The 21432-nt window shown below is 56.5% G+C and carries 18 protein-coding genes, 2 rRNA genes and 2 pseudogenes (1 of these 22 running past the window's edge); 5 read left to right on the top strand and 17 right to left on the bottom strand.

What is annotated here, in order from left to right; translation table 11 throughout:
* Position 1: 1 nt before the first annotated feature.
* A complete protein-coding gene (locus tag PSCI_RS13705; protein WP_144403246.1) occupies positions 2 to 238 on the bottom strand; it encodes a hypothetical protein in 237 nt (78 codons plus the stop codon).
* Between PSCI_RS13705 and PSCI_RS13700 the strand changes: the two genes are divergently transcribed.
* Entirely contained in the window at positions 239 to 1867 is a 1629-nt protein-coding gene (locus PSCI_RS13700; protein WP_231906418.1) for a DUF726 domain-containing protein, read from the top strand.
* A gap of 48 nt (positions 1868 to 1915) precedes the next feature.
* Here PSCI_RS13700 and PSCI_RS13695 read toward each other — a convergent pair whose 3' ends face one another.
* The 8 genes and pseudogenes from PSCI_RS13695 to PSCI_RS13665 all read right to left on the bottom strand — a co-directional run bounded on the left by PSCI_RS13695 (position 1916) and on the right by PSCI_RS13665 (position 10433).
* Positions 1916 to 3661, bottom strand: coding sequence for a LeoA/HP0731 family dynamin-like GTPase (locus tag PSCI_RS13695; protein ID WP_045487634.1), 1746 nt, complete (start codon positions 3659 to 3661; stop codon positions 1916 to 1918).
* A complete protein-coding gene (locus PSCI_RS13690) occupies positions 3648 to 5279 on the bottom strand; it encodes a GTPase (RefSeq protein ID WP_045487631.1) in 1632 nt (543 codons plus the stop codon). The genes PSCI_RS13695 and PSCI_RS13690 overlap by 14 nt, the downstream gene beginning before the upstream one ends.
* A gap of 57 nt (positions 5280 to 5336) precedes the next feature.
* Positions 5337 to 6068, bottom strand: coding sequence for an AAA family ATPase (locus PSCI_RS13685; RefSeq protein ID WP_231906417.1), 732 nt, complete (start codon positions 6066 to 6068; stop codon positions 5337 to 5339).
* A gap of 567 nt (positions 6069 to 6635) precedes the next feature.
* Positions 6636 to 8423, bottom strand: a complete 1788-nt coding sequence (locus tag PSCI_RS13680; RefSeq protein WP_045487625.1) for a DUF262 domain-containing protein — start codon at positions 8421 to 8423, stop codon at positions 6636 to 6638.
* An 85-nt stretch (positions 8424 to 8508) separates the two neighbouring features.
* The gene (locus PSCI_RS29985; RefSeq protein ID WP_269451208.1) at positions 8509 to 8634 is read right to left on the bottom strand and encodes a hypothetical protein; all 126 of its coding nucleotides are present in this window, start codon (positions 8632 to 8634) and stop codon (positions 8509 to 8511) included.
* 478 nt (positions 8635 to 9112) lie between these two features.
* Positions 9113 to 9511 (bottom strand): ADP-ribosylglycohydrolase family protein, encoded by a 399-nt coding sequence (locus tag PSCI_RS29980; RefSeq protein WP_269451207.1) that lies wholly within the window; start codon positions 9509 to 9511, stop codon positions 9113 to 9115.
* An 86-nt stretch (positions 9512 to 9597) separates the two neighbouring features.
* Positions 9598 to 10164: pseudogene (locus PSCI_RS29975) on the bottom strand (ADP-ribosylglycohydrolase family protein); the annotation flags it as partial.
* An 8-nt stretch (positions 10165 to 10172) separates the two neighbouring features.
* On the bottom strand, positions 10173 to 10433 hold the full coding sequence (locus tag PSCI_RS13665; RefSeq protein WP_045487621.1) for a hypothetical protein: 261 nt from the start codon (positions 10431 to 10433) through the stop codon (positions 10173 to 10175).
* A 119-nt stretch (positions 10434 to 10552) separates the two neighbouring features.
* Between PSCI_RS13665 and PSCI_RS13660 the strand changes: the two genes are divergently transcribed.
* The gene (locus tag PSCI_RS13660; protein ID WP_045487618.1) at positions 10553 to 11428 is read left to right on the top strand and encodes a WYL domain-containing protein; all 876 of its coding nucleotides are present in this window, start codon (positions 10553 to 10555) and stop codon (positions 11426 to 11428) included.
* Positions 11429 to 11489: 61 nt separating this feature from the next.
* On the opposite strand, the gene PSCI_RS13655 is transcribed toward PSCI_RS13660, so the two are convergent.
* The 5 genes from PSCI_RS13655 to PSCI_RS29790 all read right to left on the bottom strand — a co-directional run bounded on the left by PSCI_RS13655 (position 11490) and on the right by PSCI_RS29790 (position 17074).
* The gene (locus PSCI_RS13655) at positions 11490 to 12149 is read right to left on the bottom strand and encodes an ankyrin repeat domain-containing protein (protein WP_045487615.1); all 660 of its coding nucleotides are present in this window, start codon (positions 12147 to 12149) and stop codon (positions 11490 to 11492) included.
* Positions 12146 to 13960, bottom strand: a complete 1815-nt coding sequence (locus PSCI_RS29630) for a DEAD/DEAH box helicase (RefSeq protein WP_197540949.1) — start codon at positions 13958 to 13960, stop codon at positions 12146 to 12148. Before PSCI_RS29630 ends, PSCI_RS13655 begins: the two co-directional genes overlap by 4 nt.
* 76 nt (positions 13961 to 14036) lie before the next feature.
* Positions 14037 to 15575 (bottom strand): TM0106 family RecB-like putative nuclease, encoded by a 1539-nt coding sequence (locus PSCI_RS29625; RefSeq protein WP_045487613.1) that lies wholly within the window; start codon positions 15573 to 15575, stop codon positions 14037 to 14039.
* Positions 15576 to 15598: 23 nt separating this feature from the next.
* Positions 15599 to 16822, bottom strand: a complete 1224-nt coding sequence (locus PSCI_RS13640; protein WP_231906415.1) for a hypothetical protein — start codon at positions 16820 to 16822, stop codon at positions 15599 to 15601.
* A gap of 21 nt (positions 16823 to 16843) precedes the next feature.
* Positions 16844 to 17074: a hypothetical protein gene (locus PSCI_RS29790; protein WP_231906413.1), complete on the bottom strand. Its 231-nt coding sequence runs from the start codon at positions 17072 to 17074 to the stop codon at positions 16844 to 16846.
* A gap of 219 nt (positions 17075 to 17293) precedes the next feature.
* On the opposite strand from PSCI_RS29790, the gene PSCI_RS13635 reads away from it, so the two are divergent.
* Positions 17294 to 17941 (top strand): HEPN domain-containing protein, encoded by a 648-nt coding sequence (locus PSCI_RS13635; RefSeq protein ID WP_045487611.1) that lies wholly within the window; start codon positions 17294 to 17296, stop codon positions 17939 to 17941.
* Positions 17942 to 18118: 177 nt separating this feature from the next.
* Here PSCI_RS13635 and PSCI_RS13630 read toward each other — a convergent pair.
* Positions 18119 to 19264 (bottom strand): annotated as a pseudogene (locus PSCI_RS13630) (IS3 family transposase).
* 36 nt (positions 19265 to 19300) lie between these two features.
* On the opposite strand from PSCI_RS13630, the gene PSCI_RS29785 reads away from it, so the two are divergent.
* Together PSCI_RS29785 and PSCI_RS13615 are read left to right on the top strand one after the other, a co-directional pair.
* Entirely contained in the window at positions 19301 to 19795 is a 495-nt protein-coding gene (locus PSCI_RS29785) for a hemerythrin domain-containing protein (RefSeq protein WP_045487607.1), read from the top strand.
* Between the two features lie 198 nt (positions 19796 to 19993).
* A complete protein-coding gene (locus PSCI_RS13615; protein WP_045494292.1) occupies positions 19994 to 20644 on the top strand; it encodes a BON domain-containing protein in 651 nt (216 codons plus the stop codon).
* Between the two features lie 137 nt (positions 20645 to 20781).
* Here the strand turns inward: PSCI_RS13615 and rrf are convergent.
* Both rrf and PSCI_RS13605 read right to left on the bottom strand, forming a co-directional pair.
* Positions 20782 to 20897: ribosomal RNA gene (gene rrf, locus PSCI_RS13610) — 5S ribosomal RNA — on the bottom strand.
* A 133-nt stretch (positions 20898 to 21030) separates the two neighbouring features.
* Positions 21031 to 21432, bottom strand: a 23S ribosomal RNA gene (locus tag PSCI_RS13605) (it continues 2490 nt past the right edge of the window).

Raw genomic sequence — 21432 nt, 5'->3', positions numbered from 1 at the left:
TTTACTTCCGTGCCCGGACGATCATGGCCTCCAGCTCAGCCAGTAGCTGATCCACATCCACTTCCACGAACTCTCCGGGATTGAGGATCTGCTCAAGCACATCAGGATTGATGTTTTCGAAAAGCTCCTCTTCTGCTGGCCCCATCGCCCAGAGGCCCCCCTTTTCACTTTGCAACTGACGCAGTGCGCCGGAGAACTGAAGCTTCACAAGCGCAGCATCGAGCTCCTGGCGAGACACTTGGGGGGCCTGTCTGGCTACCAAGTCTCTCAACTGTTCCTAAGATCGCCTGACTTTTCTTCGGAAAACAAGTTATTCAAACGCGGAAAATCAACGGCTACCCACCCGTTTACAAGAAAAAGGCCAACTGCCATCATCCGGCTCCCACCTAGCCTTGAATCTCATGTCGTGAACCCTCAATTCAAGTTCCATACCCTCCCCCAGCGCTCCGGTGAAGTTGCCAACGTCTTCATTCACGGTTACTCCGCCGGCCACGACATGGAAGACCGTTGTGCATTGCGCAAGTGCATTCCGTCCTCCCTGCACAACTGCAGCAACATCTTCGCCTTCTGGCCGTCGGGGCACTGGAGCCAGTTCGACACAATGACCAGTGGCGGTGTGTCGGCGCTTGCCCGGTTCAACGTGCTCGCCGGCACTGTCGCCGCGGTGGCGGATCGGGCGGTGCACTTCAACACCAGCCGCAACCGTGCCACGGAGATGGGCAAGACACTGCTTCAGCAACTTGAGCGCTATCTCTTCCAACACCACCCTTACATATCGCGGGTGAATCTGATCGGCCACTCTCTGGGCGGTCGAGTGGTAGTAAGTGCCCTGCTCGACTCGATGAAAAAGCCTACCGACGGCAACCTGGAGATTGGCGACGTGCTGTTGATGGCGGCCGCCACCGAACTGTCGGGGGATGAAGCGTTCGCCATCGGCAAGCGCATCAAGGGCAAGCTCTACAATGCCCGCTCAAGCGATGACTACGTATTGCTGTTAAACTTGGGGGAAAGCAGCGCGGGCCGGCAAAAAGTCGAACACTGCGAGGATGTGCTAATGCCCGGCTTCGGTCATACCGACTATTGGCCCGGTCTGGAAAAGGTTCTGCGCGCTTCAGGTTTCCAGGGCTACAAAGGCGGGATACCCGCTCTGAACCAGCCCCAGCCAACGATCGAGAAGCCCGACCCTGTCGTCACCGACCACTTGCTTTATGACCTGCTCGAACTGACCAGTGGCCGGATCCGCGATCAGGTCGTCAAGCACGTACGCAGCAGCAGTTGGGCGAGCCTTGAGATCGACAACTCGGTTTATCCGCTGGCCAGGGAGTTCCAACTGCTGGGCGGCCACTGCCTGGTCAACCTGGCACGAGGACGTGGCCTCAAGTATGTGCAAGTTCTGCTTATGCTGGCCGAGCACTACGACCTGGTGAGCGAGCTGCACGACTGCGCGCAGGTGATCGAAATGGAGGCGCTGCTCATCAGCAAGTGCTTCCGCTCTTCATTCGGCGAGGGTCATGTGCTAGCGGCAAGGAAGGACATCGTGGCGCAGATGGATGCCATGTCCGAGAAGGGTTATTTCGAGCAAGTCGATGCGTTGGCGGCAAGCCTTACTATGACTTCCTACTTTTCGACTCCTGAGGCGCCCAAGCCCGAATACCGCAAGGCTGCCCCTGCAAAAGCCAGCAAAGAACTGACGCTGATTTCCGCATCTGCAATGTCGACGCTGGCTGATCTGATTCCGACCCAGCGCATCAAGGCTGCGGTGACCAACTTGAAAAGCGCGGTACAACCGGGTTACTCGGCTTTGATTCCGGCCGTTGCGATTATCTTCTACGCCCGCTTCAAGCTCGATAACGAAGGGTTGCTCTGACGCTTTGAAGAAACTTGGCCAGCCTTGTGGCTGGCCAAGCTCGGCGGATCAGACTACTCGATACTCGCCTTCGATCACAGACTGCGAGCCGAACGCCTGACTGAGGTGGGTCTCAAGCTCTGCCAGTTGGGCCTGACGGTTCCCCAGGGTGTCGAGGCTGGCTTGCTGCTCAACCAGAATCGTCTCGAACACCTTGATCTGCGGTGCGAAGATTTCCATCACCTTGTCGCGATCCTGGAGCAATTTCATCGGTTCGGCAAAGTGGCTTTTCACCACTTCGGCCAGATCGTTCTGCAACTGCTTGAGCTCGGCCTCGGCACGCTGCTGCTGGACAACACTGATGACATCGGTCAGCACCTGAATGCCGGCACCGATCGGCCCCGCCCAACGACTGATGTTGGCGGCCAGCTTGGTCGCCTCCCAAGGCTTGAACTTGTAAACATAGCCAGTGAGGTTTTTCAGGGTCTCGCGTGCCAGGAACACCCCGCTCTTGATGCTTTCAACGGGAATCCTCGATACCGCTGACAGCGCCCGGCTTGAAGCTGTCAGTGCCGATGCAGTGATACTGTCAGCAAAATCCGAGGAGCTATCCAGTTGGTGTTCGATTTTCGCGCTGATGCCGCTCATGATGTTCGAGGACTGATTGAATGCAGTGCTGAACAGATGATCGATGCGGAAACGCAATTTTTCGCCAATATCGTTGTTCGAGAAACCAATGTGTGTCTCAAGGAAGGCATGCACCTCGTCACGTGGCAGTGTGCGGATGCTGTTTAGCAAATCGGTCTCGAGGTTGTTCAACGACTCGTACAAATTGCCGACAGTCGTAAGAATATTCTTCTTGCCCTCAGCGATGTCTTCCTGAATTCGCACGGCGTCCAGACGCTGGTTATCAGCCAACAGTTTCAGCCTGATGAGCTCGTCTTGCGCTCCGGCAATTTTCTTGCTCAATACATCACGCACTACATCAATGCCGGTCTTCTTGATCAAGGTTTCACGGCCGCTGCCGTCCAACACCTGCTGAGTGACCTGCTTGAGTTCGCCGATCCGCGAACGCTGGTCATACAGGTCTTTTTGCTCGAGCCAGAACTCCAGGCCACGGCTGTTCGGGTTCGAGGCAACGCACACTACGTTGATCGCCTCACGCTCAGCGGCGGTGAGATCAACGAAACGCTGCAGCTTATCCAGGAGGTTGTTCTTCTTGATCACGCTCTGCTGCTCAAACTCTTCGGCATCGCGCAAATCAGCCACCTCATCCATCTTGTTGATGACGAAGATGGTTGAGCTCAATTTGTTCAGATCGCGGAGCACCCAGCGAACGATGTCCTGGTGGCTCTCTTTGAGCGGGTTGGTGGCGTCGACCACGTAGAAGATCAGATGAGCTTCGGAAATGTAATTCTTGGTGATATCACCGTACTGAACCAAAGCGCCGTTATCTGCAGCCTTTTCCTTGTCACCGAACAGCCCAGGGGTGTCGACGATTTCGCAGCGGTCCTGAAGGTTGTCTGGACGGTAGATGGCCAGCGCGTCCGAGGACTCATTGGTATCGATCTTCATGTCCCTCATGACCTGGCCAAGCCAGCCCGCGACTACGCTGGTCTTGCCGTCGGAAAACGCACCCAGCAAAGCGATGCGCAACGCATCGGACTGCACATCACCAATGGCCTTCCTGATCTTCTCGATGTCTTGGGAGACGTCCAGCCCTAGGGCTTCAAGCGCGCCTACCAGTTTCTGGAGGTTGTCGAGCGACTTGATGACCTCGGTCTTGCTGGCGTTGAACTGCTTAAATTGTTCCATAGGGTTTGGCTTCCACTTGGTTTTTCAGTGCCTGAATAGAGGTGATCTTTTCATCGAACAAGGCGGTGACATCGGCCATCTTGCGCCGCTCATCCGTCAGCGGCTGCAAGACCGAACACTCAATTTGCTGTTCAACCTTGGTCAGCATCTCGTCTGTATCGTTATCGAAGGTCTTCTTGACCTTTTTACGCTCGGTATCAATGGCCTCGGCAACCTGCTTCTGCGCCTCGGCAATCTTCTTGTCACGGCCCCCGAAGAAGTAGCTCAAGCCGGCAGCCAGCAGCCCAAACAGGCCGCCGACAATCGCTCCGACGATGTTGCCAATCCCTGGGAATACCGTACCGATACCAAATCCACTCAAGGCATAGCCCCCCACACTCAACAGGAAGCTACCCACATCAGAAAAGTTGAAGCTGATGGCGTCCATGGCGTTGCTCAGTGACAGCGAATTATTTGCCGCCTCACTCAAACGCTGCTGGAAGCTCACCCTTTGAGCATTCTCCTGCAAGCGCTTGGCTGCCTTTTCAATAGCCTCGGACAGGTCGCTGAGCAACTTCTCCTGGGTCGCCTGCAACTTGTCAGTTAGTCGCTGCTGGCCATCCTTGACGTGCCGCTCAATAACGCGTTCCACATCATCCTTGTCGCTGAAGTTTTCTTCGACTGCGGTGCGCGCTGCCGAAGTCAGCTCACTGAAAAAACGATCCAGTGCACTGCTGCGCTGTGAGCTGAAGCTGCTCTTGAGGGCTTGGAAGCTTTTGCGAATGACATCCTGGCACTCCATGACTTCCTTGCCGATTTTCAGGCAAAACACCTGGTGCTCATCCCGCTGCTTCTGCAGGTCGTTCACGGTGTCCTGCAGCAAACGCAGCACCTTGCGCTTGTTACTTTCAACAATATCGACTTCAAAGTTGGCGCAGCCATCACCAATGACCTTGTGCAACTGATCCAGCTGGCTGAAGTTGCGCATCGCCTGCTGGCTGGCAAAGTCCTGCTTGTAGGCACGTTGCGATTTGATCAGATCGGTACGGCTCGGATGAATGCTGCTCAGGCCACGCTCATCGAACGCCACACCAGTAAAACCGAGCAGACCTTGCAGGCTCTGGCATCCAGTGACGAGTTCCGCACCAAGAATGCCTTCGAGCACTTCGCGCGTTTGCTCACGGGTTTCGACAGCATCTTTGTGAGTACGCTCCAGCGCTTCACGGTCACGGTCGAACTCATAGGAGTCGGCCTTGCCGCGCAGGTTACAGATCGCGTAAACCTTGGCATCACGATTGAGGTAATGCTTGATCTTCTTGGCAGTCTCAACCTCGGGTTTCTTGTTGGTGCCGTTCACATAAAACACCAAGTGGGCCTTGGCGATGGCGGCTTGAACCATCGCTTCATACTTCGACTCGTTACCCTCGATGCCCGGCACGTCGATCAGTTGAAAGCTCTTGCCCTGATGGCGGAACTGATAGATCACGTTGTCCTGGGTGAAGTCTGCCTGGCCGGTGCCGACAATTTCGCCATCGACCTGGCCAGCAGTACGCTGCAGGCGTTCGAGTTGTTGCTGTTGTTTCAGCAGGGTTGGCAGCCTGTCGCTGACCAACTCGCTCAAGGAATGTTGTTCGCGCATGGGTTGGGTCCGGATTCTAAGGTAGGGAGGTAACTACAGAGCCATCTATGCCCAGGCTTACAGCAACTGCGCGTAGCCCAAGGCACCGGCGATGACACCGATCACCACACCACCTACCAATCCGATCACCAGCTTCAATTTTGCCTGCTGTTCCAACGAAGTGCGGACAGCTTCGCTCTGGCTCAGGCACTCGCCCAATTGCGCCTGAACGGCCTGCAACTGAGCCCCTTGCTCCGTAAGTTGCTGCTGACTGCGCTGGAAGTCTGCACGTACACCTTGCAACTGTTGTTCAACTTGCTGCAGTTCACCCTGATTCCGGGCCAGTTCTTTCTGGTTATCCGCCAGACGCGTTTCAGTGCCCTGCAGCGCTTGCCGGGTGCTGTCCAGATCGTTTGTCGCAACGTTCAGGCGCTCTTTGCAGTAAGCGTAATCCTGCTGGGTGTGTTCAAGCTGCTGACGCGTGCTCTGCAGGTCACGCTGGGTCTGATTGACCAGCGCGCCGATGTCGTCGCCCAGCGTGGCAATGTCTTCACAGAAGCTGACATAGCGGGTGCTGAGCTCTTCGATAAGTTCGTCGCTTTTGCTCGAGAACACCGCCTGGATATCGCTGGCGGTCGCCTGGTTGCGCTCAATCAGGGCCTGGCGCTTCTTCTCTTCGAAAAGGATGCGCAGGCTCTCGATGATGGTGCTCTTGCCTGCGTTGGTTTCACCGAAGAACGCAATGGTGAAGTTTTCCCATTCGGCGTGTTTTTCCAGGTAGGAGATTTCGCCGTCAAAGCGCGACTTCATATCACCTAGCTTTTCCTTGACGCTTGCAAGGTGCGCATTTCCATTGTCATTGCTGACATCCAGTCTGGAGACATCGTCAAGGGCAGTGGCAATGTCGCTCGCTACTCGAGCGTAAAGCTTGGAGAAATCTTGAGCCTTACTCATATCGTTCCCTAATCGTCCTCGGCCGGATCCAATTCGCCCGGAAAGTTGCATTTTGCCATCACGGCTGTCAAGTTCACTTGGGTCGCATCGACACCCACCATTGGGCGAGCAACTGCTGTATCGGCCCGCTCAAGACTTTTCTGCAGAGAGGCCCGCCACAGCTTGGGCAGCATTCGTACCACTGCCCTGGTAGCAAGGCGTCGCTGGCGGGGGCAACCCTCTTGCTCCAGCTACATTTTGAACATTCAAACCTATAAGGCATCGGACGAATCGGCATTGTCTTTCCCCTCCATAGTTCACCTGCCATCCATTCCAAGGCACACAAGCGATCCATTGAGCAGCCTGACCGCCGCCCGCCCCTAATGCCAAATTGGCCAAGGCCCAGAATCGGAGCGACGGTTCGTGCTCGTCAGTCGTAGCGGTTTACACCTCGACCAGATCAGCCGACGTCAGCGGCCAGCGTTTCACCGCAAAACTGGCCAGCGCCTGGCTCCGCTCCACTACGGCGTTCTTCGAGTAAGCGGGGCTAGCGTTGGCACCACCGGCGGCCAATGCCTTGATCAAGTTGAACTGCGAATTCCTGTAGAGCTTGGGTTCGCTCATCTTCTTCTCAGCAGAACAATTGCTGCATGCACTGTTGATACGCTTTTCCAACGGCGCTAGGTTACCGATCAGGTGGAGATGCTCGTAGTACGACTCCGTACTGTGGAAGCCATACATGCGCACTCCGAACGTGGTTTCTTGAGGCAGGATGTGCTCGATCGTCAGACCCTCAGTGTTGATCAGCACCAGGTCGGCGATATCCAGATCAAGCTGGCCCATAGCACGTCTCGCCGTACCTTCGGCCTCGAGAAGAATGCGCGGCAGGCCCGGGTTTCTGAACATGTCGTCATTGGCCAATTTGGCCTCGAAGCGGGCACTGGGCATGAAGCGCTGGCAGAAATACACCAGGCGCTCGGCAATCTGCAGCGGGCTCAAACGACCGAAATCGCGCATCAGTGCGGCCATGTCCGCCTGCGGGTTGGTGCCCTGCAACTTGAATACGCGCAAATCCGCCAGCTCGACCAGTTGCAGCAAGGTGTAATCCAGATGCTCCGGCACGCGAACATCAAGCATCTGTTCATTGTGCAAGCGCACCAGCAGCGGGTAGAGAGTCGCAGCAAGGTCCTGCACGACCAGCAGCAAGTACAGTTCACGATTGCTGCGGGTAGACTCAGCCAGTGCCAGCAGGCCTTTGAAGAACCGCTCCAGGTCGCATACGTAATCTTCGATGAAAGCCACCAGGCGCTCAGGGTCGTTGCGCATGCCTTTTAGTGCAGGCTTGAGGAACGATTCCAGCACCGTCTCCGAAGTAGCTCCATGATCCGCACCCGCTTGCACGTCATGCTTTTCGCCATCAAAGGCGAAGTAGTGATAGCGCAGTACATCATCTTCACGGAAAGGGTCGCGATTAATCACACGTATCTGGTAACCCGTCTCTGCAGCCAGCTTCTTCAAGCGGCTGAAGCAGCGGAACGCCTCGCCAAAACGTTCGGAAACCAAGGCATCCAACTGGCCGTCCAGAAAGCGGTTGGAGTAGTAGATCAACAGGCTTTTAGCGATATCCATCTTGGCCAGCGGCACGCCACGATCATTCACCGACTGGAACATGCGGATGGCCTTTCCTTCGTTGACCTCAGTGAAATCCAGCACCTCAAGGCGGCTGATCGCCAGCAGCCAATTTTTGATGGCTTCCTGCCCCTGGCGGGTCCTGATATCTGCCACCCGCTGACGAATCCACTGATGGGCTACCAGCAGACGCTGCTGCCCGTCGGACCCCGGTTGGGGGTGCTGATCGTTGAGCAGCGCTGAGAAAAACGCTTGGTTGACGCCAAGTACCGTGAATTTCGGGCCGTGCACCGGATGCTTGATATAAGTGCCTCGGTAATGCTCCTTGATCGCCGGTTCCTCCACCGCATCTACCAGCGCCTCGAGCAGCAGAGTCAACGTCGTCAGGCGTTGCTGGCCGTCCACAACCTTGACCGGCGCCGTCTTGCCCGTCTGGGAGAGGATGAATGTGCCCAGGTAATGGCCTCCATCCAGTTCCATGGCCTCTTCGATATCCTCGAAAAGGTCATCGATATTGCTGGTCGTCCAGGCGTAGTCGCGCTGGTAGGCGGGAATTTCGAGGGTCTTTCCGGTGAAGAACTGCTCGATGGTTTGTGTAGCCAAGATCCGTTTCCTTGTGTGATCGGCGGGCGCTAAGCCACTCCCAGCCTACCCCGAAAGATAGCTTTCTGCCATGACTCGACACGCATCACACTGAACCGGCCGCCGCCTCCCGCGCCTTTTTCTCGCGCTTCATCTCGCTGTACTCGCGGTACAGCTCATAGCCCTTGGTGGCGACCACGATAAAACCGACAACGGCAAAGATATTCTTCATGGCTGGTCACTCCTAGTTGATCGATGTCTGCTAGTACCCTAAGCAAAAAGCCACCATCCCGTCCAAGCTGTGCATTAACACAGGTAAACAAATACAGCGGATTTCGGATCATCGGACACACCACACGCTTCGACATAAACTGCTAACAACTATTACGTGTAAAATTTTCATGCATATGTCGCTCGCGCTTCTCACATGGTCCTATCTCGCCCCCCCTCACACACCAAACGCTCAAAACCGCTCCCGCGCCAACAGCTTTGCCAGCGCTCCCTCGAGCCACCCCGCAGGGCGCATCTTCAGCACCCCACCCCCACATTTCGGGCACTGATCAACCCAATCACCAGGCACCAACGCATCACTGCGCGGCGCCACTGTTTTCGTCCAACCGCAACCTTCACATTCAAAAGTGAAGGGCCTGGGTTTGATGGGCATGCTCAAACTCCTTGATCCCAGTACAAACTCGTTGCATTAACCACATTCAACTACCGGGATAAGCCAGCTCGATCTGCTGATCGAACGCGCCGCCAATCCCACAGTAGTCAAGCGGAACGCGCTCAATGTCTTCGGCAACCTGCGCAATCACCTGGCGCAGTTCCAGGCGTTCGAGCCAGCGGGCCGGAATGCCGCCAGCACCATGCAGCGCCCCCAGCAAGTGCCCGACTACAAGCCCCGTGCTGGCACTGTCACCACTGTGATTCACCGCCGTGATCACCCCTTCTTCGAACGAGGGCGCCGTCAGCGCGCACCACAGCCCAATCGCCAGCACCTGCTCGGCAGCCCAGCCATCGACAAAATTACCAATGCGATGCGGGGTCGGTGCATAGCCCTCGTAAAAGAAGAACAGCACACGCTCGACAAGGCCACAGATATCTTCCATCCCAGGTACTTCCCGTACCGGGCCAAAGTTTGCGTCACAGCGTGCTCCAGGCTGGCTTGCCGATCTACAACACGCTGAAGCTGGTCGGCGAACAGCCCTGCCGCCAAGTAGGCCGTCGGGTGCCCGTGCGTCAGTCGCCCGGACTGCGATGCATAGTCAAATGCATTGGCGAAGAATGCGCAGGGTGCAACACGAACCAAGGCACCGCAGCCCTTGCTGTTGTTTTTGGCCACCATACCCAACCATCCACTGAGCTTGAGCGCACTCATGCAGGTGATGTCTGGCGAACGACGCGACCAGAGCTCCATTTGCCTGATCAGCCAGCCATCTGTGGCGACCGGTATCACCGAGGGGTAATCCTGGGTCGTCAGCCAACGCAGCAGCGCATGATGAATAATGCTGGGGACATGACATACCTGCCGCGAACTCCCTAGCACACAAGCCCTCAGCAAGCCTTCTGCGGTGAATAGCATCATCTGGGTAGCATCGCTGATCGCACCGGTGATGCCAAACGCCGGGGCAAAATCACTGGCGCCCTGCGGCCCGAACCTGGCCTCGATCACAGGCCACTCAAGCAACTCCGCGGGAGAGCCCAGCGCATCTCCGACGGCTCCCCCCAGCAGGCAGCCGCTGATCCGTTCAATTCTGTTCATATCGTCCATTAACACCCTTCACCAGAAGCTAGGTCCTGCAAAATCACCAGCTTGCGCTGCAACTGCGCAACATACTCCCGCTCCGCGCGCAACGCCGACCGCAGCTCGCGGTTTTCCATTTCCCAAATCTGTAGCCAGCGCAGGTCCCTCTGGCAGTGCTCGACCTTTTTCCCAAGCTCACCGAGCTTCAAAGCCTGCTGAATCAGCACCAGCAGGATGATCCCCATCGCCACCAAGGCCCCTGTTGCAACCACTTCCGGCATAGTCATGCTCATATCCTTTGCTGCCCCCGATGTATTCCGAAGACAAATCGAAGATATGTAATGAAAAACTACACGTCTAGAATGTAGACTTGTACAGGTAAACTAATCGCGCACATGGAGAGGGTATGAAACGCAAGCAATCCATTGAGCAGGTACGCTGGGACCTGGCACTTCGCTATCGTTTGATCGAGACCGTTGCCTGGTGGGAAGGCCGGCTGACCACGGGGCACCTGATGCAGAGCTTTGGCATCAGCCGTCAGCAGGCGTCCAAGGACATCAACACCTACATCACCGAGCATGCGCCCAAAAACTTGACATATGACAAGCAGCTCAAAGGGTATGTACCGAGCAAGCAGTTCAAGCCGCTGTTCATCGACGACAGCGCCAGCGCCTATCTTCATCTGCTCTACCAGAACAATGAGCGGGCCCCGCACATCGACGGCCTCGCACTGGCCTATGCGCACACCAAGGTGCTGGAGGTGCCGGATCGACCCATCCGCCCGGAGGTCCTGCGCCCTTTGCTCAAGGCCTGCCGTGAGGGCCTGCGCCTGGAAACCGAGTACGTGTCGTTCAACACCCCCAACGTCGAGGTTCGCCTGATCGCCCCTCACACGCTGGTCTACACCGGCATGCGCTGGCATGTGCGGGCTTACTGCGAAAAGAATGGCCAATACCGCGACTTCGTGCTGAGCCGCTTGCGCGGGCAGCCGGATTTGCTCGACGCCTCACCGAACACGCGCGAGCTGGATGAAGACTGGAACACCGAGATTCCGGTGATCATCGAGCCCGATGGACGCTTGAACGAAGCGCAGAAGGCAATCATCGAAACAGACTTCGGTATGACCCAGGGGCAGTTAATTGTGCCCAGCCGCAGGGCGCTGGTGAAGTATGTGCTGCAGCGCTATCAGATTGACCGGCGCAGCCTGGCCATGAGCCCCGAGGCCCAGCAGATTGTAGTGAGCAACCTCAAAGAGCTGAAGCCGTGGTTATTGCATGATTGAAATCGCGAGTCTCTCAGACGAGGGGCTCAATGCCCTTGGTCGATGTTCCGCTCACAGAGGTTCAGCTACGGCTGTAACTGCTGCGGTCTGCACACATCTGCTGCCAGATATATGCCGCGCCCAGGTAGTTGTCGATTTCCCGGATTAACAGCTGCGCCGCTATGTCGTGATGGCCCGCCAGCCTGGCAACGTCTCGGGCGGTGTGGCCCTCGCTGTTCCTCGCGCTCAGGTCCAGGCAGAAGGTCCGGTAGTGGTTGGCGAAGTAGTTCGCAGCCTTGCTGTGGCCATGCGCGGCCAGCCAATGGAGTGGAGTATTACCTGCCGCATCACGGTCATTCAGACTGCGGCCCTGCCGGTATCGATTGGCGAGCGCCTTGATGATGCCGCGTTTGCTGGGCAAACGATCATGGTTGACAGGGGTCAGAAAGCTGCTGAGGCCTTTCCAGTCCAGAAGCGCCTTGTCTCCCTCGGCCCCGAACGCCTCCAACCTGTCGATCCATATCGAGCGGTTGAGCCGGTAGGCGATGTCCAGTGGCGTGTTTTCGGCGCGGTCGCGCTCGTTCATCGCTGCAGGAGCAAATAGCCGCAAGTGCTCGGTGTCGTCGAAAAGCACGGCGGCATGCCAGACTCCTATTTCTAGCGCCAACAGGTCGTCGATGCCGAAGCGCGTCGTCTTGAGAGTCTTTTCCATCACGGCAAGCAAAGCGGGCGGATAAGTCATGACACGTTTTCCCGAATAGATAGAAACACTTCACTCCGGGACGACTGCTTTTCCTCCCCTCCATAGCGGGTCGCCATACACAAGCCGTTGACCAGATTCATGTCTTGCGGCGTCTGGCAGCGAATGGCCGTCAGGTCCGGGCTGGCAACGATGCAAGCCAGCGTTTTGGCGCGGCTGACCGCCACATTCAAACGGTTTTTCGAGTACAGGAAGCCAATGTCCCTTGGCAGGTAGTCTTCATTCGACGTCGCCATAGATACGATGACAATTTCCGCCTCTTGCCCCTGAAATTTGTCCACGGTTCCAACACGCGCGCCGGCAGGCAGAACCTGCCTCAACAGCTGAACCTGCAGGTTGTAAGGCGCCACGACCAGAATGTTTTCACTGGTAACCACGTATTCATCACCGTTCTTGTCCACATATCGCTGACGCAAGAAGTACTCGTACAGCGCTTTGACATAGGCAGCCTCCTCCTCGGAACTCTGGCCATTGCCATCATGTTCCACAGGGCAGAACATCAGCCCGCTGTCCGGTACTTCTGGTCGCTCTCCGTCGAGCAGCAACAACTGCCGCTCGGTACCCGGCGCCGATGTGAGCTGGCCTTCGTATACTGCCAGGGAAATGAAGGAGCAAACCTGAGGATGCATCCGCCAAGTCTGCGCCAGGAACACCCCTCGGTCGGGCGCGATGGCAGGCGTGCCGTCCAGCAGGTAGTCGAGGGTAGAGTCACCGGAACGGCCCGGATGCACGCCTTGCACAGGTTGCGATAGCTGCATCTGGTCACCCATCAGCACGATGTTACGTGCCGCCATGCCCATGGTGACCAGATTCGCCACGCTCAGCTGCCCTGCTTCATCAATGAATAGATAATCCAACTGTTCGGTGAAGCTCGCATCGGCAAACAACCAAGCAGTCCCGGCGCTCAGGTCGATAGCCGGGCCCCAGTTGTCGAGGAACTCCTTTTTGTCCTCGATGGAGCGGATGCAACGGCCAGTGAAATCCGTGCCCTCGCCTTCCGATGACTTTTTCAGTCCCTTGAATGTGACGCCCTCTACTTGTGCACGCGCTTCAACAGCCGCTAAGAGATTGTTGATGGCATAGTGCGAATTGGAGGTTACCCCGATGCGCTTGCCGGCTTTGAGCAGGTCAACGATCACATGCGAGCCGGTGTAGGTCTTCCCGGCACCTGGCGGCCCCTGAATGAACAGCACACTGTCCTCGAGGTTGCGTACCACCTGCTTGATGGCATCGGTCGTTGCCAGGTCCGGATCAAGCAGAGGCGCACCCGGCTCGATGCCTTTAACCCGTGGTGCGCGTCGATGAAGGAAATCCGCCACCACCTGGAAGCGTTGCTCACCAGCCAAGACGCTATCGGCATAACGAAACAGTGCCTTGCGCAGCGGCGTGGACGGTATTGGCCTGCCGGGAATCATGTCAAAGGCGTCCGGTGGCGCCTTTTTTGCGGTGGCCTTGAATGTCGCCAGGCACGCGTCATGGTCCAGACTGACCAGTTGCACACTGGCCAACGATTCTGGGATGACACCTTGGGATCCCGAACGCATTTTGCTTTCCTGCGGCTCGAAACTGTATTCGAACAGGAACGAATTATTGATCGGTTCCGGCGGTGTTTTTGTACGCTGCAAACCGGCGAGGCTCTCGATATCCTCCAGCAACTCTTCGGTCGTCATGTCCTGGCGGCTGAACAACTGCCACCACACCGGCTTTTCTGCCCTACGGTAGAAGTCGAGCAGTTGGAAGGTCAGTACCCTGACCTGATCCTCGTCGCTCAGTGCGCATTTCTCGGACGGCAAGCCAGCAAGCAGTCGATCACGATAATTTGCCAGCAGAACCTCGATCTCCTTCTGCTCTGCTACGGCTTTCTCGCCCTCAGCATGCGGTACGAAGAGCCTCGACGCCCAACGGACTTATGTTTGCAAGCCAGTTGCGTAACAGATACGTAGAAAGCACATCGTCTTCGTTGTACCGCTCGATCTGCTCGAGCAATGCTGGCTCACCAGTCTCTTTCCAGCGCTCATAGAACACGATGCTCGCACCGGCATTGGTAACATCACCGTCGCGCTTTGCCATGTAGAAGTGTTCGATGTTCTTGATCGAGTAGCTGGGTTCCGACACCCGGATCGCTTCACGCACCACCTTGTAAAGGTCAATCAATTTGCCACTGCGCAGCAGCCAGTCCACTTGCGCCTCTCGCGTACCGTGCTGGCTCATCAGGCGCTTGATGGCAGTTTCTTCATAGCTGGCATAGTGGTAGACATGCGCATTCGGGTAACGCTCAAGGTGCGCGATGACCCAGTCGATGAACTGCTCGAACGCGATCTTTTCTTCGTCCCGGCTGTGCGCCCAAAAAGCTTTGAAGGTTTGTTCACCGCCTTCGTCTAAATACAGGCCGAAGAGGTACTCCAGGCCACCCTCCTCCAGAGGATTACCTTCCATATCGAAGAACAGATCACCCTCGACTGCAGAAGGCATACGGCCAAAGCCACGCCGCTGCCCCATGACCGGCAACAGCTCGTACAACGGGGTATCGCTGGAGCGCCCCTGAAACTGCAGGCGCGCCTGATGGCGTAACTTGTTCAGTGACTCCACTTGCAGCTTGGGGATACGCAAGTCATCGCCACTGGCCGCCAACTGTTGCAAGGTGGTCACACCGCCAACCTGCAATTTCTTGATTTGCGAGCGGCTGATACCAGCGACTGCCGAAAGATGATCATCCTGCAGACGTTGTTCAGTGCAACGATCACGCCACTCACAAAAACCACAATGCCCACACGGGTCCGGGTAGGTGACCCGAGGTCCGTCAATGGTCACGAACGCAGTGAAACGCTGCAGCACCTGCTCTAGGTAATCCGCGTAGTCAGCAACCCGATAGGCCTGCTCGGTACGCGCAACATCACCCAGCACGATGTACATGAACTGCGGCTGTACGCCCTGAATCGCAATCAGCATCCGCGAATAAAGCGCAACCTGCACCAGAAACTTGGCCTTTGCACTCTTGGCCAACTTGGTGTCGATCACTTCATAGCTGTGGCCACCCAACGCCGACGGCCGAGGCACTTTGCGCAGGAAGTCGGCATGCCCGATAAAGGCGCCTTCCTGAAGCGAGGCCTGAAAGATGATGTCCGCACCAGCCTGCATGGCTTCGATGGTCAGCTCCACCCGCCGAGGGAAGCTCGGATTACCCTCATCGATGTCGACTATATGGGCATGGTTGCTTTTGAGCCGTTCAAGAAATGCTGCTTCGTGGGCCAGCCCTTTGTCCTGGATCAAGCGGTTCTGCTCGCTTGCCGGGGCTTTCTCCATCGGCGCGACCAGGTGTTGCAGGTCCAGCGCTGTCAGATGCTGGCATTCCAGGAAGCCGCAGATGTCCGAGGCGGAATACAGCCGAGTCCCATTTCGAGTTTGCATGGTTGTATTGCCTCCGGCGTGGCTCAGGCGTCGAGCGAGCAACCTTGGTAGAACTGCTCGAACAAGGGCGTTGGCAAGTGCTGCACATCGAGCAGGCCGAAGTGCTTGCCTACGCCGCGCCCTACGGCCATGAGTGTTCTTGCGGAGTTCTCGGTACCGGCATAGCCAGCGTTTACGACGTAGTCGACACGTTCCTTGTCGCTCTCTGCGCGGGCATAGGCAATACCAGTGATCAATACATCAATTAGGCAGACACTGACGCGCTCGTCCCCCACCGTGAACGGCTCGAGCGTTTCGCCAGACAAGGCTGCCCGCAGTCCGTCCTCACCACCTTCAACTATGCGTTCAAGGGCAGCAAGCGAGCGGCCGAACACGTCAAACTCGTCAATGGAAAACGGGAAGCAATAGCTCTGTGCAGTAGCGCGTGAGAGCGTTTTTCCATTGCGCGGCTCAGCCACCAGCCAGTCAACGAACGCGTCTTTATTGTATGGCGCACCGCTGTGACGGAAGGCCAAGTAGTCACTAAGCACCTGGCCAAAAGGATGACCCGTGGGCACCCAGCCGCTATTGCCAGACTCGCGCAGCGATACTTCGCCCTGCTCGCCAACAGCTTGGGCCTCAAGTACTGGTGTCAGGCCAAAGCAGCGAAGGTCATAGCCGAGCATGAAAAGGCTCGCCTCGAATGCATGGCATCGCGCGGGCATTGCCCCTTGGTCGGCAAACCAGCCTGTGCGCCCGAGCAACGCGCGGACAATCCAGCCCAAGCGGACCTGCCAGCGCGCCCACTCAGCGTACTCGATCGCCGAGAACTGCGGCGCTGCCAAACAATTGGCAAACGCTCCGGGGTTGCGGATTTGGTCGCCACGCGCGCCGCCGGACGGGAACCTCAGCAGAGGTTTGCCACGCCCTGCCCACTGCTGGCGGAACAGCGCATACAACATGGCAATCGCGGCGCCCACACGGCTGTCATAGATCGGCGAACCGGACAAGTCGAGCAGGGCGTGAATCTTGGTCAGGCCCGAATCGAAACGCTCGACACTGCTGAGGTCACCCAGGTCATTGTCGGCATCGAGCGCCATGAGCCCAGCCATCTTCTTCAGGTAGCTCGACAACTCGCCGCTGACCGCCAGCCGATGCAAGAATGGAATGGCGCCCCGCACGCCGCCCCAGCGCAGAATCTGCAAACAGGCCTGAAGCGCTTGTTGCTCATCACCGGCGCGGACTCCAGCAGACAGCCACTCACGCAATTGCCTAAGCGAGCCCTGTGTCTACATCCAGGTTTCAGAGTCGACCGCGCTCTGGTGGCTGTCGCGCCAGCTTGCCTTCCAGCGGTAATGCTCAAGGACCTGCTCAATCCCCTGTACATCGACCGTTAAACCGCCGGGCACAAACTTGCTGGACTTGAATCGCAGCTTGAAGGTGAGTACCGGCAAGTTGGCTGCCAGCCATTCAATGAAAGCCTCGACTTCGGGTTGTGCCAGGAACTCATCACGCTTCATGCCAGCCGCTTTTCAATTAGTGTCGAATGGCCATACCCTAAGCAAAATGACAGGCTGCGTCCACGTTGTCTGTTCATACAGGTAAACAATTGGAGCAGGTTCGAGGGCCCTGGCCAGATAGTTTCCAGCGCCAGCTGCGAGTCGCTCATTTAACTGTAAAGTTTTCAGACACACATCACCTCTTTACGGACCGCGCGCCCCCTCAAGGATCATCACCTCATGGACCATCAAGCACTCAAGACCCGACACCGCCAAGAACGTGAGGGCCATCACCCCAACCTCACCTTGCGTGTTCATCGAGCACTGAGCTGGCTGAACCGCGCCGAGCAAACGGATGATATTGATGGACGCTTTATCTTTCTGTGGATCGCCTTCAACTCGGCATACGCGACGGACATTGATGAAGAGTTCCGCCTGTCCGAACAGGCCACCTTTAAGGCATTTCTCGAAAAACTCTGTGCCTTGGACAAGAGCAGCCTGATCGAAAATCTGGTGTGGTCCGAGTTCTCTGGCAGTATTCGCGTCTTGCTTGACAACCCTTATGTGTTTCAGAGTTTCTGGGATTACCAGAACGGCAAGATCAGCGAGCCACTGTGGACCGAACGCTTTGCCAACGGTCGTAAAACCGCGCAGCAAGCACTGGCCAATCGCAACACCGCGGCCGTGCTAGGGGTGCTGTTCAACCGGATCTACACCCTGCGCAACCAGATCATGCATGGCGGTGCCACTTGGAACAGCAGCGCCAACCGAGATCAACTGCGTGACTGCGCCAACCTGCTCGGCAAGCTGGTTCCGGTCATCATTCTGCTGATGCTGGATAACCCGGACACATTGTGGGGTGATGCATGTTATCCCGTGGTTGTTTAGCTCAGTGACCGCACTTGGACCTGGGTCGCCCGACGCTGGGCGCCCGAGCCGGTCATCGGCAGACCAGGAATACTTCTCGCAGTATTCCAATCGGTATTCCAGCCAAAATTACAAACCGATACTCCCACTATTAATCATGTGCTGGTCAAATCTTTCCGGACACATCAGTAGGTGATTTCAGGCCGCCTGTCGCTCGTACTGGTTCGGAGAGACATAGCCCAGTGTCGAGTGCAGTCGGCCTTCGTTGTAAAACCGTACGATGTAATCGGTGATGTCCTTTATCGCTTCGCCATGGTTGGCGTAATCCTTACGCCAGACGCGCTCCATTTTCAGGTTCAGGAAGAAGCGCTCCATCACCGCATTGTCCCAACAGTTGCCTTTACGGCTCATGCTGCATTTCATCCCATGACGTGCCAACAGCGCCTGGTAGTCAGAGCCCGCGTACTGGCTGCCCCTGTCAGAGTGAGCAATCAGTCCCGGCTCATGTTGTCGTTGTGCAATGGCCAGTTGCATCGCGCTGCACACCAGCTCTGCGCGCATATGAGGCGCCATCGCCCAGCCCACGATCTTGCGTGAGTACAAGTCCATGACCACGGCCAGGTAGAGCCAGCCGCTGCGGGTTCGTATGTAGGTGATGTCCGCCACCCAAGCCGTGTTGCTGCTTGATGGATTGAACTGCCGATCAAGCAGGTTAGGTGCGACTGGCAGGTCATGTCTGCTGTTGGTGGTATGCGTGAACTTGCGTTTCCAAGTCGCCACCAGTGCCAGTTTCTTCATGAGCCTGCGGACTTTGAAGAGCCCCATCTGAACACCTTCAGCCTGCAACGCCTTGATTAGCCGTCGACTGCCAAAGCAGCGTTCATTACGGTAAAACAACGCTTTGAGCTTGATTTCATTCGGGTCGGCAACCACCTTTTCCAACCCACGTTGAACCGCCTCGTAGTAACCGGAACGGCTGATCCGCAATAACCGGCACACACGTGCTACCGGGTAGGCCTTACCTTGTAATTGGTGAACCGCCTTGTGGATCACTTCAACTCGCGGGCAAAGAAGGCCGTAGCCTTTTTTAGGATGTCATTGTCCAGTTTCAGGTCGCGCACTTGCCGCTCAAGCTCACGGATACGTTGCTGCTCGGCGGTCAACGGCTTGCCAATCCCGGCATTGCCCAACTGCTCTGATTCGTACTGCTGAACCCAGCGACGCACAGCGGTATCGCCGATGTTCAGATCACGACAGACCTGGCTGACACTCATGCCCTGATCCTTGACCATCTTGGCGACTTCCAGCTTAAAGCTGATCAAAGCTTCTGTTCTTCTTGCTCATGGAGACTCCTCAGTAGGTGCAGTTTCCCCTATTGAGGTGTCCGGAGCCATTAAACCAGCTCAGCGGGCACCGGGTGCCGCTCGCGGACAGGGGGCCAGGGGGCTGCCCGATGAGCGTCTGGACCGGCTGGCCGCCGAGCACCTGAACATGAAACACATACTTCAGCAGCTCAGCAGCATGGCCTACAACTTTTCAAGCCTGCCTGCCGAGCAAGCCACAAAAGAATTGAGCAGCCTTCTGGAGCAATTCGACAATGAGCTGTTGCCCCATGAGCATGATGACGAAGAGCAGCTTTACCCCAGCCTTGTCGATTACCTGAAAGGCGACGACCCACTGGGAGCCTTGAGCCATACACACCGGGAACTCTTCCGGATGATCGGCCTGCTTCGGCACATGAACCAGCAATTGGCAACTCAGCCTTCGAACGTCGACCTGAAGGAAATCCAGATACTGCTCATCCGCCTGGATACGTTGCTGGCGCTGCACTTTTCCCTGGAAGAGGAGCTTTATCAAACTCTGGATCTTCGATAACGGGGTTCAATGCCTATGCACAGCGACAGTGCATCCTTGTTTACTGCGTCATGGAGTCCGGCCAGAGCCAGCTGCAGGTGCAGCCGCCTTCGCAAGGCCGTGACAAAACTCAACGTTTTTCTCCAGGTACAGGCTTTCAATAACGGCCTTCCCTGGATCCCCATACCAGGGTCATAAGCCTGATAATCGGGGGTGATTATGAACAACTTTGCACTGCGACGCGCCATTCTCGATGAGCTTGAGTTTCAGCCTCATATCGACGCGGGCGCTATTGGCGTTGCCATAGAAGAAAATGGCGTTGTCAGACTGACAGGGCATGTCAAAACCTATGCGGAGAAAATCGCGGCCGAGCGAGCCGTGAAAAGCGTCAAGGGCGTGAAGGCGGTTGCCCAAGAGATTGAGGTACGCGTTCCCGGCGACCTGGATCTAAGCGATGAAAGTATCGCTTCGCGCTGCGTGGATGTGGTCCGCTGGAATACGGCCACGGCTGCCGACCGGATACAGATTGAAGTTCAGCAAGGGTGGGTCACCCTTGAGGGTGAAGTCGACTGGCAATACCAGAGGCAAGCGGCTGAGGATGCCGTCCAGAAGTTGGCAGGGGTCGTTGGGATCAATAACCTGTTGGTGGTAACACCCAAGATCACCGCCGACGATGTGAAGAGTCGTATCGAAGCGGCCTTGGCGCGTAATGCAGAACTGGATACGAACAAGATTCGCGTTGTCGTTGATGGTAAAGCGGTGAAGCTTGAAGGGCATGTTCGCCATTGGCGAGAGCGCAGCGCTTGTGAGCAGGCGGCGTGGGGAGTGCCGGGTGTCAGTCGTGTCGAAAACTGTATCCTGATTGCCTAGCCGATTTTGACTCGGTGAATTACAGATCGGTGCCTGTACCTGGATGTTTTGATCTACTCCTGGGGCTGTCGCAGCACTTTTCTGCGCGCAAAAGCAAAACCCCCGATCGCAGAGCGATCAGGGGTTCTGTGTTTGAATCTTGACGATGACCTACTCTCACATGGGGAAGCCCCACACTACCATCGGCGATGTATCGTTTCACTACTGAGTTCGGGATGGGATCAGGTGGTTCCAACACTCTATGGTCGTCAAGAAATTCGGTAGCCAGTGCGTTTTCACACGCTGGCAAATTCGGTTATGTGAACATTTTTCGGCGTTTGTTGATCAGCTTTCGGCTGTATCGTCTTCACACACCGCCACTGCTGTGCAGATGGCTTGGGTGTTATATGGTCAAGCCTCACGGGCAATTAGTATGGGTTAGCTCAACGCCTCACAGCGCTTACACACCCCACCTATCAACGTCGTAGTCTTCGACGGCCCTTTAGGGGATTCAAGATCCCAGTGAGATCTCATCTTGAGGCAAGTTTCCCGCTTAGATGCTTTCAGCGGTTATCTTTTCCGAACATAGCTACCCGGCAATGCCACTGGCGTGACAACCGGAACACCAGAGGTTCGTCCACTCCGGTCCTCTCGTACTAGGAGCAGCCCCTCTCAAATCTCAAACGTCCACGGCAGATAGGGACCGAACTGTCTCACGACGTTCTAAACCCAGCTCGCGTACCACTTTAAATGGCGAACAGCCATACCCTTGGGACCGGCTTCAGCCCCAGGATGTGATGAGCCGACAT

It is taken from the genome of Pseudomonas sp. StFLB209 (assembly GCF_000829415.1).
Taxonomy (GTDB): domain Bacteria; phylum Pseudomonadota; class Gammaproteobacteria; order Pseudomonadales; family Pseudomonadaceae; genus Aquipseudomonas.
Note: the sequence above shows the minus strand (reverse complement) of the source record. Positions and strands in the feature narration are given on the sequence as shown.

What these genes read in the sequence shown, in the direction of transcription:
- PSCI_RS13695 (WP_045487634.1), bottom strand. Translation starts at nt 3,661, where the DNA reads ATGGAACAATTTAAGCAGTTCAACGCCAGCAAGACCGAGGTCATCAAG.
- PSCI_RS13690 (WP_045487631.1), bottom strand. Translation starts at nt 5,279, where the DNA reads ATGCGCGAACAACATTCCTTGAGCGAGTTGGTCAGCGACAGGCTGCCA.
- PSCI_RS13685 (WP_231906417.1), bottom strand. Translation starts at nt 6,068, where the DNA reads ATGAAGTCGCGCTTTGACGGCGAAATCTCCTACCTGGAAAAACACGCC.
- PSCI_RS29985 (WP_269451208.1), bottom strand. Translation starts at nt 8,634, where the DNA reads ATGAAGAATATCTTTGCCGTTGTCGGTTTTATCGTGGTCGCCACCAAG.
- PSCI_RS29980 (WP_269451207.1), bottom strand. Translation starts at nt 9,511, where the DNA reads ATGGAAGATATCTGTGGCCTTGTCGAGCGTGTGCTGTTCTTCTTTTAC.
- PSCI_RS13665 (WP_045487621.1), bottom strand. Translation starts at nt 10,433, where the DNA reads ATGACTATGCCGGAAGTGGTTGCAACAGGGGCCTTGGTGGCGATGGGG.
- PSCI_RS13660 (WP_045487618.1), top strand. Translation starts at nt 10,553, where the DNA reads ATGAAACGCAAGCAATCCATTGAGCAGGTACGCTGGGACCTGGCACTT.
- PSCI_RS13655 (WP_045487615.1), bottom strand. Translation starts at nt 12,149, where the DNA reads ATGACTTATCCGCCCGCTTTGCTTGCCGTGATGGAAAAGACTCTCAAG.
- PSCI_RS29625 (WP_045487613.1), bottom strand. Translation starts at nt 15,575, where the DNA reads ATGCAAACTCGAAATGGGACTCGGCTGTATTCCGCCTCGGACATCTGC.
- PSCI_RS29790 (WP_231906413.1), bottom strand. Translation starts at nt 17,074, where the DNA reads ATGAAGCGTGATGAGTTCCTGGCACAACCCGAAGTCGAGGCTTTCATT.
- PSCI_RS13635 (WP_045487611.1), top strand. Translation starts at nt 17,294, where the DNA reads ATGGACCATCAAGCACTCAAGACCCGACACCGCCAAGAACGTGAGGGC.
- PSCI_RS13615 (WP_045494292.1), top strand. Translation starts at nt 19,994, where the DNA reads ATGAACAACTTTGCACTGCGACGCGCCATTCTCGATGAGCTTGAGTTT.